Below are 12,929 nucleotides of genomic sequence, written 5' to 3'. Positions count from 1 at the left end.
AACGCACATGATATGGATATTTAATTGATCAGTCCATTGAAGCAGATGCGTTATAATATGGCTGGCTTGTTCGCTGTCAAGTATCGGGTCAACAGCCAAATCACGAATACCGTCGATAATGACCAACCCAAGTTCTGCTGTTTGCTTTATAGCGTAATCGATAACTTTCAGGCGGTCATTTGGTGCATAGGGTCGTAACGAATATACTTCAAGATTAGGCGGGTCATCAATGCCGCAAAGCCGACAGATACGTCTAACGACCTTCAATACGTGGTGCTTACTTTGTTCGGTATCGAAAAGCAAGACCGTTTTTTTTTCGTTGGGTAGGGTTCCTTTTATTTTGTTCAGAACTGATATTCCGGCAACGGCTGCGGCAACAGCAACACTAACTATAAACGTTTTTTTTGCTTTTGCCCTTCCTGTTACTGCCGATATATTGCCTTCTGTACCAATAATTGAAACCGTGCCTTCTTTTTCAATTGTTAGGTAGATAGGTGCTTCGTCTATCTTGTCCGTTGGCTTTACTCTGGCATTCGCTAGAATCTTGGCATAATCGACCGCTTCAGGTGGTTGAGGTTCGGGCAGTTGAGGTGTCATTTCGCGGATAACCTGTGTATGCAAAACCGCTACTTTCTTACCATTCAAATTTTGCGTATCTTTATCCTTATTATTCAAGGAGATAGGCGGTGATTGTGGGGCATTCATCGTATATCTCCTTATTTGTTTGTGAAGGTGTCGTGTGGGCGTGATAGTGTCTGTTTTTTAGAAGCGGGAGAAGTTAGAGCTGTCATGCTTTCACCTCCTCTTTTCTAATTAGTGATGCAATAACTTCCTGCCAGATAAAATATTTTCGGTTACCCAAGTGGTAGCCTTTAATCAGGCCTTTTTTCTCCCAAGACCAGGCAGTTGGCTTTGATATGTCTAACCGTTTACAAAGTTCTTCGGGAGAAATAGGCTCAGCCGCTGGAGGGCTTTGAGTTGTTTTTGGAGGATTGCTCTTAACGGCAATACTTGCCGCTTCAATCATCATTGACCGCACCTGATCAGCGGGCAAAATTACCATTTCCATGCTTCGCGTTGTTTTGCGTTTTGACCCTTCAAAGGTCAGGAAATAGGGTTAGAAGTAAATGTGTGTAAGTGAAAACGATACATGGGGATTTTCATCTACTATTTAAATCTATACTTATCAAACTAAAGTAAAAGCATGACTGCTATCTTACCTTGACTGGTTATACTTTACTTATTTTAAATTACATATCAATTCTGTAAGGCGCTCAAACCATTTTAGTTAAGCTTCGCGGACCTAAATACTGTCGCATTAAATCAAGTGTCTCAGCAGTATCAATCTTAATGTATTTCAAGAATTCGCTTTCCTTCTTATGACCAGTCAGCTTCATGATTAACAGGGTAGGCATACCACGTTTGAACATATTCGTTGCAAATGACCTACGGGCTGTATGGGTTGTTACAAGCGTCCATTTTTCAACACCTGGCGAAGTTTTACCCCAACCGTCTGAAGTTTTCACTACAGCCTTGCCACCTTTCGTAACGTGCTTAAGAATCCTCTCGTTGATTTCAGCTAACTGGCAAATCTCTTTCAGATAATCATTAGTTCTTTGGTTTGATATACCAGCGGGTAGACATTTATTATACTTTTCTAGTAACTGTGTGACTGCTTCGTGAACGATGGGGATTTGCACCCGCCCTCCTGTTTTACGCTGGCGAAGGTCAACGTATTGGTTGCCGTTTTCATCGGCTTTGATGTGTTCCGGTTGAAGCGTAGAAAAATCTGAGAAGCGCAAGCCTGTCCAGGCTGCGAAAATAAATAAGTCACGTACCTTTTCTAACCTGCTGTTCTTGCTTAGGTCAAGGTCATATATACGGCCAAGTTCAACTTCAGTCAGATATATATTTTCGGCGTCTTCTCTAAGGTTAGCAAACTTGCGGTAGGCCATGTTGGTAGTAAATCCTTCGTCAACAGCGGCACTCATGAATCCCTTCACATTTTCGATGTATTTACTGACATTATTAGTAGCGTAGTCTTTTGCCGTTAGCCAAGCCGTGAACGCTTTATAGAAAGCAGCATCTATATTATCTAGCAGAAGAGGACGCGGGTATATTTTGGCAAAGGCTTCTAGGCCATTTAGCGTGGTCTTATAACGTCGTATTGTATCTGGAGATATAAAGCGGCCTGTTCTAGCTTTTGACCCTCTTACTAGTCGGGTAGGGCACGTATCAATATACCAATGTACAAAGTCTACCAATGTCTTTGGCTTCTCAGCCTCAGCGACTGGGTTTAGATAGGCGTCAATCCGTTGCTTTACAATTTCCTTCGTTAGTGGAATAAGGTTAGAGCGAAGTTCAGAAAATATTTCTTGAACAGCATTTTCTAATCGTTCGAGATAACCGTTAATGTTATCCTTATCAGTGGCATCTACCACGTTCTTTACTCTTTGCTTTGATATATTCCAGTGATTAGGCAATACCTTGAAGCCAATACCTATGTTAATTCGCTGATTATCAAAGCGTATAGCACACGTAATAGGAGTTGACTTTTTTGATTTAGGATCACGAAGTAGATAAGTAACAGGTGAATCTGAGCTACGAGCCATATACAAGATTAATTTATTCCGTACACCAAAAATAAGAGGTATACGAATTGGTGTACGGAATTCCTTAATTTATTTTAATCTATCATTATCTGACTTAACAAAGATTAAAGTAAAAAACGGTTATAATGATTAATTAGAGGCTATTTTGCTTGATTTTAGACAAAATGATAGAATATACAAATTAAGCAGATTCGAGTCTCGCCTTCGGCACAAAGCCTGTTAGCAATTGCTAACAGGCTTTTTTGTTGCAGCAGTACCACCTATCGGTTTTTTGAAGGCACATTCTGATCGACAGAGGAGGACAAAATACGCAAGGGCAGTTAATGAAAAAGGTGCAAAGGAGAATACGTAACATACAGCCTAATAATGACCCTGTATTGTATTCGATCCTAGCCGACCATCCGCGATTGGTATTTGGCCTTTTCCATCCTCCCAGAGGGCCGTTCTTGTTCGTTCTATAGTAATTCTCGTAAAAAATAAAGATCTTTTATGGAATTCTTGTGAGTGAAGCATCTATTCTAAAATAACTTCCTCCAAGAGGGGGCATCCCAATAATCTTAACAATTATTTTATGATGAACGACTCTGTTTTCCCACCGTAGTGTGGTTACTAGTGTATTAATTCGAGAGGATTTTTGTGTAGTAATTGAAATACAAGGATTTATGTTGGCCAAAAGCCGAATGCTTTTTTCAAGAGATGTTCTGGGCATAACGACATTATTCTAAAGAGCATGAACCCAATAGCTTTAACAAAACATAAGCTTAGGGAGAAGCTTATGGATAAAATCAAATATGTCCAACTATTTGTTGTTGGATTGCAATATAAATGAAAGATTTGCTAAATAGAATTGTATGGTTTTAATCAGAAAATCATATTTTTGTGAAGGTTTGAAAGCATTTCCGTCAAATTTTTAAATGCGCAAACCGAAATAGTCTAAATTTTTCACTTTTTTTACCGGGCAAACCAACTTTTAAATTTTAACCCTACAGTCCAGTTACAATGAAAACACAAACTCCCTCTCCAGCACCTGCTAAAGCACCGGCACCGAAGAAGAAGTCAGGCGGTCTGAATCCCGCGTTCGTGATTCCGGTATTGTTACTTATCGGTATCCTGACTTATATGTTCGTTTTCGGTGATGGCAGTCACTTCCAGGAAGGCGATAACACAAAAGAACCACTTCCGGGCGATTACTTCGGTACCGTGTATAAGGGAGGATTTATCGTACCAATTCTTTTTACTTGTTTTTTAACGGTATTAGTTTTTTCTATTGAGCGATTCATCACTATTGGCCGGGCTAACGGATCAGGTTCAATCGATGATTTTGTTCGGAAGATTAAAAGCCAGCTTGACCGAAATGAAGTAGCAGCTGCCATCCAGGAGTGCGATCGTCAGAAAGGTTCAATTGGTAATGTTGTTAAAACCGCTCTTTTAAAATATCAGCAGTTAGCTACCGATACGCAATTGGATAAAGAGCAGAAGCTAGTAGCTCTGCAAAAAGAAGTTGAAGAAGCAACTACACTTGAACTGCCAATGCTGGAAAAGAACCTAACCATCATTGCTACGCTAGCTTCGGTTTCTACGCTGATCGCCCTACTCGGAACGGTACTTGGTATGATCCGCGCGTTCGCAGCTATGGGTGCTACAGGCCAGCCAGATACAGGTGCTCTGTCAACGGGTATCTCTGAAGCTCTGGTAAACACGGCTCTGGGAATTGGTACTGCTGCCATTGCAACGATTATGTATAGCTATTTCACAAGCCGTATTGACGTATTAACTTACAATATTGACGAAATCGGCTTGAGCATTCAGCAAAACTTTGCGGCTCATTATTAAGTCGTATAGTAACGTTGAGTCAAATTAACCTACCTGCCCGGTTATTCCGGGCAGGACGAAACAAACTAACTCATGCCAGCAGTTAAAATTAAACGCGCTAGTTCGACCGTTGACATGACGGCGATGTGTGACGTAGCGTTCCTTTTGCTGACGTTCTTTATTCTAACGGCCCAATTCAGGTCTCAAGATGCGGCTGCTATCGAAACGCCCTCGTCTATCTCTGGAATTAAAGTTCCTGATAACGATATTATGACCATTGGTCTTGGACGGGATGGCAAAGTCTATTTCGGTACTGACAACCAACAGACTCGTATTGCCACGTTAGAAAATATTGGAGCTGCTAAAGGAATTACATTTTCAGATAGAGAAAAAAAGGAGTTTGCGTTAATGTCAAACTTTGGTTTGCCAATTAATCAGCTAAAGTCCTATTTAAATTTATCTAAAGAACAGCAAGCTAAGGTAAAACAACCTGGAATTCCAACAGATTCTTCGGGCGCTGCTCCGACTAACGAATTAAAAGATTGGGTATTTAATTCTCGTAAGGCTAACAATAATCTTCGAATTGCGTTGAAAGGCGATAATCTTGCCAAATTCCCCGAATTCAAGAATGTGTTGGCTACGCTCCAAGCGCAAAATATCAACAAGTTCAATCTGATTACGGGGACAGAAGCTCCTCCGGCTGGTTGGAAAGCTGATTAATTGTGCAGCGATTGCAAACTGACTTAATTTTCACCACGCGAATCTGTTAAGAAAACATGGCAGAAATTAACACCGGTGGTGGTGGCGGTAAACATGATGGTGGTAAGGTAAGATCTAAAAAAGCCTCAACCCGTGTCGATATGACACCTATGGTTGACCTTGGCTTCCTTCTGATTACCTTCTTCATTTTGGCCACTACCTTGAGCAAACCTTCTTCGATGACGCTCAACGTACCGGATAAAACAAAACAAGAAGAAACGGAGCCCATCAAGGCGTCCAACGTAATGACGGTTTTTCTAGGAAAAGATAATAAAGCGCATTACATTTTTGGTAAGGCTGCTAATGAAGACCCTGAAGTAAAGACTGTCGGCTATGGCTATGAATTTCGCCAGGCGCTTATGGAAAATGTCAAAAAAGTAGGTGGCGAAAAGTTTGTCGTTGTTATTAAACCAACTAAACAGTCAACATACAAAAATATGGTTGATGTATTGGACGAAATGGCAATCACAAAGCTTAAACGTTATGCTTTAGTAGACCAATTGACGCCAGACGAAAAAAAGCTTCTTAAAGACAAGGCAAAATTAGACACATAACACCATGGCAGAAATTAGCCCACAGGCAACACTCGATGATATAGTGTTTGCTAATCGGAACCAGGCATATGGTGCTTACGATCTTCGTAAAACCTATCCTAAGACAGTAACCCGTGCTCTTATTATTGGTGGCATTCTATTTACGCTAGGCGTTCTTACACCAACAATTATCACGGCTTTAACTCCCGAGCAAGAAGAACAAGCAATGGTAGAGGTTGACTTGATGAAGCTTCCTCCGCCACCTATCGATCCTAATGAGCCGCCACCACCGCCACCGCCACCGGTGGAGGTTCCTAAGGTGAATACTGTGAAATTCTTACCTCCAGAAGTAAAACCGGATGAAGAAGTTCCTGAGGAGACTCCTCCGCCAGCAGTTGAAGAGTTGAAAGAAGCTGTTGCCGCTGAAAAAACACAGGAAGGTGACCCTAATGCTGAAGAAGTAATTGCTGCTCCCGAAGCAACGGCAGCACCTACGAAAGTAGAGGTAGCCGTCGAAGCTGCACCTAAAGAGGAGGAAATATTCACCGTAGTAGAACAACAGCCTGAGTTTCCAGGAGGTATGGCAGCACTGGGTCAATATTTAGGTAAAAATCTTCGTTATCCGGCGGCTGCGCAGCGTGCAAACGTATCAGGACGTGTTTTTGTTAGCTTTGTTGTTAACACGGATGGTAGTATTCAAGATGTACAAGTTCTAAAAGGCTTAGGATTCGGTACGGACGAGGAAGCACAGCGTGTTGTAAAAACTATGCCTAAATGGCGTCCTGGTAAACAATCTGGTCGTCCGGTTCGTGTTAAATACAACTTGCCGATCAATTTTACGCTGGAATAGGTTTCTATGCGCAGACAGAATCAAGGTCCAGCGCAGTTAACACTGTATATTTCAGTATTGGCTTCGCTAGCATATTTGGGAGGAGGCATCGCACTGATTGCCTCCTCTCAGTCTTTTGGGATGTTACCTGAACCAGGAATTCTCCGATACAGCATGGGCGCACTTCTGTTAGCTTATGGGGCGTTTCGTGCTTATCGTGCTTATCAACGTTTTCGGGAAAATGATTAGTCGAATAATAATTGCAGGCATGTTAACTTGTCTGTGGGGCTGTAATAATGGCAAGCCTCCACTAGATAATCCGTCACAAGGAAGTATTATCATAGCGGCTGATGAATCGTTTCATCCACTGGTGACACAATTGACTTCGGCTTACTCTGGAATTTACCCAAATACGCATTTCAAAATTATTTTTAAACCAGAGCAGGAAGCAATAAATATGATGCTTCATGACAGCGCCCGGCTAGTCTTTGCTACTCGTACTCTAAAACCATCAGAACGGGCTGTACTTAATCAGAGAAAGATAAAGGGAGCAACCGAAAAGATTGCTACCGATGGCGTTGCACTCATCATCAATAAAGCAAACACTGATAGTCTGATAACGATGAATGAGCTTAGAGGTATTTTTAATGGTCAGTACAAGGAATGGGCTCAGCTAGGAAAAAGTAATCAAAACGGACCTATAACGTTAGTGTTTGATAATAACAATTCGAGTAATTTGGAGTTTGTATTAAATACTTTTAATGTGAAGGACGTTAGTAAGCTGCGCATTTTTACGACCCGATCAAACCGTGAGGTCATTGATTTTGTTCGTAAGAATCCATCAGCCCTCGGTTTTATCGGGGTTAACTGGATTAGCGATAGTGATGAACCATTATCGGTTGAGTTGGCTAAAGATTTGCGGGTGATGGGTGTATCGCCAAAGGAAAATCCTACTCAGCGGGATGATTATTTTCAACCCTTCCAGGAGGATTTAGGTATGCAGCGGTATCCACTACGTCGCCCGGTATATATTTTGAGTAGGGAAACGCATCCAGGATTAGGGGGAGGACTGATTAATTATATTGCTCGGGACGCGGGTTCGTTAATCATACGTAAATTGGGCCTTTGGCCAAGAATACCATACGATAGAGTGATAAATTTAACAAAATGAGTAACTTTTTTCGGTTTAATCGCAATTTTTTATTTTTGTTGATTGTTTAAATAGCACTAACCTTTTTTTCATTTCCAACTTAAATTACATGATGAACAATCAGAAAAAAACGCTGTGGACTCTCCTGCTTGTTGGAACGACTATAGCCGCTCCCTTGATGGCGCAGGATCTGCCGACGGCATTGAAAGATATAGAAGCAGAGCGTTATCCTAAAGCTGAACAGACACTAACGCAGTTGACTTCTAGTTCGCCTAATGCCGAGAATCAATTCTATCTTGGCTATTACTATTTAAGAAGTGGTCAGTTAGACAAGGCAAAAGCTGCTTTTGATAAGGGCAATGCCGCAGATTCCAAAAATCAACTAAATAATGTTGGTCTTGCTGGCGTAGCTTTAGCAAAAAAAGATCGCGCTACGGCGAAGTCTCTGATTGACAATGCAGTTTCGCAGACGAAAAGTAAGAATCAGGATGTACTGATACGTGCTGCTGAAATGTACACGCTATCAGATCAAACCAACGATCCGGCAGAAGCACTACGTTTGCTGCAAATTGCTGACGAGAAAGACAAGAAAAACGAGAATGCTGAGATTGAAATGCTAATGGGTGATGCTTACTTCCTAAAAAATGATGGTGGTAATGCTATCTCTAAATATGAAAATGCCTTAGCTATTGATCCAAAACTGGCCGAAGCAAATTATAAAATAGGCCGTTTGTATCTACGTGGTAAAAATTATACCAAAGCTCAGGATTATTTTAAGCAGGCAATCCAGACAGACGCTGAATTTGCGCCTACGTATCGATCATATGCAGATGCACTGGCAAATTCGCGTGCATATAAGAGTGCAGCTCAGAACTATGAGTTGTATATACAGAAAAGTGGTACGAAAGACCCTGAATTGCTACTCGATGTAGCTCGATACAAATTCTTAGCCGAAGATTATCAGGGAGCCATCTCGTATCTTGATCAATTGAAAGGGAAAGTGAATAACCCAATCATAGATCGCATGTATGGCTGGGCTTATACCGCTTTGGGTAAAAATAACGAATCAATCGAGTCGCTTAACCGCTTCATTTCAACGGCACCCCAAAAAGTAATGGCTGATGATTATAAATATCTAGGCCGCGCTTATGGGCAATTGGGAACGCCTGAAGGTGACTCACTCAGTGTTGCCAATTTGGAGAAAGCAGCCCCAATGGATACTACTGAAAACCTTTATCGCGAGATAGGGGAGAAGTTTTATAAAACGAAAAGGTATGACAAAGCGGCTGATTATTACGCTAAGACTATCGCCAATGATAAGAAACCGCAAAATAATGATTACTTATGGTTGGGGCTTTCTAATTATCAGTATGCTCCACGAGTTGGCCGGGATAGTACAGCCGCACCGATGGATACAGCACAAATCCGTCAGGTGAAACAGCAATATTACTTGCGCGCTGATTCTGCGTTTGCATTAATGGCTCAGAAAATAGAAGCAGACGGCAAGAAATATCCTTTGGCATACTACTATCGGGCAGGTGCAAACTATTACGCCTATCCGAATGATAAAGAGAAAGCAGCAGCCTCTGCAGGCCCCCTTTATGAGAAATTTATTGAACAGGCAATGGCACCAGATTCGTCTGATAAAACCGATTATAAGAAATATCTGATAACCGCGTATAAAGCGTTAGCGGGATTCAGTCTTATGAAAAAGGACGACGCAAAAGCGAAAGAGTACTTTGACAAAGTTCTGGCGCTGGACCCGAACGATGAAAGTGTTAAAAAAGCCCTGGAAGGACCCAAAGAAGCGCCTGCTACTACAAGACCTTCTGCAAAGCCAGCTCCTAAAGCTCCAGTCAAAAAGAAGGTGGCCAGTAGGTAAAATCTAGAAGCTATTTGATTACGAAAAAGCACAGGTATTATGCCTGTGCTTTTTCGTTTATTTACGAATAATAAAACACATGAGTGTTGACACTATTTTTTTGAAAGTGTATCTTAACTTTACGGTCGCAAACTTTTGATTAAACAGAGATTATTACAAAAACTGTATGCTTAACCTTGTACTATTTGGCCCCCCCGGCGCTGGAAAAGGTACCCAAAGCGAAAATTTAATCCGTAAGTATAATTTAGTTCATCTTTCAACCGGCGATCTATTAAGATCACAAATAGCAGCTGGTACAGAATTAGGTTTACGAGCTAAACAACTGATGGATCAGGGATTATTAGTACCTGACGAAGTTGTTATTGGTATGATTGAAAATAAGCTAAAAGATAATCAATCAGCGGCTGGTTTTATATTTGATGGTTTTCCGCGCACAGTGCCACAAGCGCAGGCTCTCGATTCGCTTCTGGATCAGCATGGGACAAAAATAACTGTCATGGTTGCTTTAATTGTGGATAGCGAAGAATTAACCAAGCGACTGCTGATACGTGGCCGAACATCAGGCCGGCCTGACGACCAGAATGAAGATTTGATCAGACGGCGGGTTAAGGAGTACAACGATAAAACAACACCTGTTGCAGACTATTACAGTCAACAGGGAAAATTCGTGGCTATTGATGGGATTGGCAGCATAGAAAATATTTTCGAGTCAATTTGCGCCAAAATTGATGAATCGGTTGAGGAGTAAGGAGAATTTATGGCTTCATCAAACTTTATTGATTACGTAAAAATTAATTGCCGGTCGGGGGCGGGGGGAGCTGGATCAGTCCATTTTCGCCGGGAAAAGCATACGCCTAAAGGTGGGCCGGACGGCGGTGACGGCGGCCGGGGAGGACACGTTATTTTGAAAGGAAACGCTCAGCTCTGGACACTTCTGCATTTAAAATATCGGAAACATGTTAAAGCAGGTAACGGTGTAGCAGGAGAAGGCGGCCGACGTAGCGGAGCACAAGGAGAAGATGTTATTTTAGAAGTACCACTCGGTACAATTGCCCGTGAGCCGGAATCCAGTAAAATGCTAGCTGAAATAACCGAAGATGGGCAAGAAATTATTTTGCTTCCAGGCGGACGGGGTGGATTAGGCAATGACCATTTTAAAACAGCAACACAGCAAGCTCCATATTATGCTCAAACGGGGGAGCCCGGGCTGGAAGAATGGGTTGTTTTAGAATTAAAACTTCTGGCCGATGTAGGGCTGGTGGGGTTCCCTAACGCGGGAAAGTCTACGTTGCTGTCTGTCCTGTCAGCCGCACGTCCTGAAATTGCTGATTACCCGTTTACAACCCTTGTCCCTAATTTAGGGGTCGTAGCATATAGAGATTATAAATCATTTGTTATGGCCGACATTCCCGGTATTATAGAAGGCGCTTCGCAGGGAAAAGGATTGGGGCTACGGTTTTTGCGGCATATAGAACGTAACTCAATTCTTCTGTTTCTTATTCCTGCCAACACTGAAAGCATCCGGCAGGAATACAATACGTTACTGAACGAATTGCGGGAGTTCAACCCGGAATTGATGGATAAAAAGCGGTTACTGGCAATTACCAAAATTGATTTGGTTGATGATACCTCGCTTGTTGAATTAAAAGAGCAGTTACCAAAGAAAGTCCCCGCCGTGTTTATTTCTTCAGTAAGCCAACGCGGACTGAACGAATTGAAAGACATTATATGGCAAAATTTAACGACCTCTTAGCTATCCTTTATTAATAATAATTAGAATACTCATTGGCCTTTATTATTACTATGAACTATTACTACAGGGCTTATAAAACAATATTTCTTTTATTATTTCCTCTTATTACAATAGCTCAGATTCAAATTTCTTTTCCTACCAGCCGTGCCGTTTTTCAAAGAGACAAAGCTAATCAGGCGACAATTCGCATAACAGGCTATTACACATCTAACCTGACAAAAGTAGAAGCGCGTTTACAGGCACGTGATGGACAGGGCTCATCAACAGATTGGCGTACAATTCAGGATAATGTATCGGGGGGAGTCTATGCAGGCGATTTAACGGGAGCCGGGGGCTGGTATAACCTCGAAGTACGTGGTAGTAATGGTGATCAGCAGGTTGGTAACGTAACTATTATTGAGCGGATAGGAATTGGTGAAGTATTTATAATCGCTGGTCAATCTAATGCGCAGGGTTTCCACCAGAGTGCTCCTAATCCTGGCAACGACCGTGTGAATGCAGTCAATTATTCATATCCGGGTGATGGTTTTCCAAATGACCCTCCAGCGCCGGTTTTTACCCAACTTGATAACTCTCCTGGTTTTACCATCGCTCCTCGTGGCACGGGTAGTTGGTGTTGGGGGCAACTTGGCGATCTGTTAGTCAAGCGTCTGAACGTGCCTGTTATGTTCTTCAATGCTGCCTTTAGCGGAACACCTGTTCAAAACTGGCGACAAAGTGCACCTGAGGGAGGAACTGCTTACAGCGTTTATAACGGGCAACCCTATCCGCCCCGGCAACCGTACATCAATTTAAAAATTGCGTTGCAGTATTACGCCAACATGCTAGGCGTAAGGGCAGTTCTCTGGCATCAGGGCGAGGCCGATAATCTGCTGAATACCCCAACGAATCAGTATGTGAATGACTTACAACTGGTAATCAGACAAGCACGTCAAGATTATAATCGAAATATGTCGTGGGTGGTTGCCAGAGCGAGTTATGGCGATTTTCTGGGAGGTACAGATCCGGCTGTTACAGTAGCGCAGGACTTAGTAATCAATTCTACTGGTAACGTGTTTGCCGGCCCCAACACGGATGGAATACAGGTACCACGAAAACGTGCACCCTTATTTGATGTAGATGGTTTGCATTTTGATTACGACGGACTTGTGGAGGTAGCTAACGCCTGGAATAGTAGTTTGAATGATACTTTTTTTCAGAACTCAACCCCTGTTGGGCCATCACCAGCGCCTACTCTTTCAGTTGCTTGCGCGGGTAGTAACAACCTAAGAATCAGCGTTAACGGGAATTATTCAAGTATTCAGTGGGATTCTGGCGAATCAGGAAGCACCATTACAAAAGGAGCTGGTACTTATCGCGCTAAAGTTAAAGATGGCTTAGGAAACACACTATTCACATCTCAGATCAATGTACCAAATGTTATTGCGGCAGTTGCAGATAATGGACTGCCTTACGTTTGCGTTGGTAATAATTTAAACTTAACGACCAATTATGCTAACGTAACATGGCTCAATCAGCAGAATAATACGACCGTATCTACATCGCAGACGTTTTCGACAAATACCGAAGGATCTTATTACGTTCGATATCGTGATGTAA

12 protein-coding genes are annotated in these 12,929 nt (G+C 42.2%); 9 read left to right on the top strand and 3 right to left on the bottom strand.

From position 1 onward, the window contains the following. The 3 genes from ACOJS8_RS26590 to ACOJS8_RS26580 form a co-directional block, all read right to left on the bottom strand. On the bottom strand, positions 1 to 705 hold a 705-nt coding region (locus ACOJS8_RS26590; protein ID WP_420151588.1), incomplete at its 3' end, for an AAA family ATPase. 82 nt (positions 706 to 787) lie between these two features. Continuing rightward, positions 788 to 1,069 carry a DNA-binding protein gene (locus ACOJS8_RS26585; RefSeq protein ID WP_420151587.1) on the bottom strand — a complete coding sequence of 94 codons (282 nt, stop codon included), beginning with the start codon at positions 1,067 to 1,069 and terminating at the stop codon, positions 788 to 790. A 205-nt stretch (positions 1,070 to 1,274) separates the two neighbouring features. Then, positions 1,275 to 2,612 (bottom strand): tyrosine-type recombinase/integrase, encoded by a 1,338-nt coding sequence (locus ACOJS8_RS26580; RefSeq protein ID WP_420151586.1) that lies wholly within the window; start codon positions 2,610 to 2,612, stop codon positions 1,275 to 1,277. Positions 2,613 to 3,611: 999 nt separating this feature from the next. Here ACOJS8_RS26580 and ACOJS8_RS26575 point away from each other — a divergent pair. From ACOJS8_RS26575 to ACOJS8_RS26535, 9 genes are all read left to right on the top strand, one after another. Beyond that, positions 3,612 to 4,445, top strand: coding sequence for a MotA/TolQ/ExbB proton channel family protein (locus ACOJS8_RS26575; protein WP_420151585.1), 834 nt, complete (start codon positions 3,612 to 3,614; stop codon positions 4,443 to 4,445). Between the two features lie 72 nt (positions 4,446 to 4,517). After that, entirely contained in the window at positions 4,518 to 5,144 is a 627-nt protein-coding gene (locus tag ACOJS8_RS26570; protein WP_420151584.1) for an ExbD/TolR family protein, read from the top strand. A 56-nt stretch (positions 5,145 to 5,200) separates the two neighbouring features. Further along, positions 5,201 to 5,737: an ExbD/TolR family protein gene (locus tag ACOJS8_RS26565; RefSeq protein WP_420151583.1), complete on the top strand. Its 537-nt coding sequence runs from the start codon at positions 5,201 to 5,203 to the stop codon at positions 5,735 to 5,737. Between the two features lie 4 nt (positions 5,738 to 5,741). Further along, positions 5,742 to 6,566: an energy transducer TonB gene (locus ACOJS8_RS26560; protein ID WP_420151582.1), complete on the top strand. Its 825-nt coding sequence runs from the start codon at positions 5,742 to 5,744 to the stop codon at positions 6,564 to 6,566. Positions 6,567 to 6,813: 247 nt separating this feature from the next. After that, entirely contained in the window at positions 6,814 to 7,716 is a 903-nt protein-coding gene (locus ACOJS8_RS26555; RefSeq protein ID WP_420151589.1) for a PstS family phosphate ABC transporter substrate-binding protein, read from the top strand. 88 nt (positions 7,717 to 7,804) lie between these two features. Then, positions 7,805 to 9,577, top strand: coding sequence for a tetratricopeptide repeat protein (locus tag ACOJS8_RS26550; protein WP_420151581.1), 1,773 nt, complete (start codon positions 7,805 to 7,807; stop codon positions 9,575 to 9,577). A 166-nt stretch (positions 9,578 to 9,743) separates the two neighbouring features. Next, positions 9,744 to 10,325 (top strand): adenylate kinase, encoded by a 582-nt coding sequence (locus ACOJS8_RS26545; protein WP_420151580.1) that lies wholly within the window; start codon positions 9,744 to 9,746, stop codon positions 10,323 to 10,325. 9 nt (positions 10,326 to 10,334) lie between these two features. Then, the gene (gene obgE / locus ACOJS8_RS26540; RefSeq protein WP_420151579.1) at positions 10,335 to 11,330 is read left to right on the top strand and encodes a GTPase ObgE; all 996 of its coding nucleotides are present in this window, start codon (positions 10,335 to 10,337) and stop codon (positions 11,328 to 11,330) included. A gap of 50 nt (positions 11,331 to 11,380) precedes the next feature. Next, on the top strand, positions 11,381 to 12,929 hold a 1,549-nt coding region (locus ACOJS8_RS26535; RefSeq protein WP_420151578.1), incomplete at its 3' end, for a sialate O-acetylesterase.

Origin of the sequence: Spirosoma sp. (assembly GCF_048594605.1) — a bacterium.
GTDB lineage: Bacteria > Bacteroidota > Bacteroidia > Cytophagales > Spirosomataceae > Spirosoma.
Note: the sequence above shows the minus strand (reverse complement) of the source record. Positions and strands in the feature narration are given on the sequence as shown.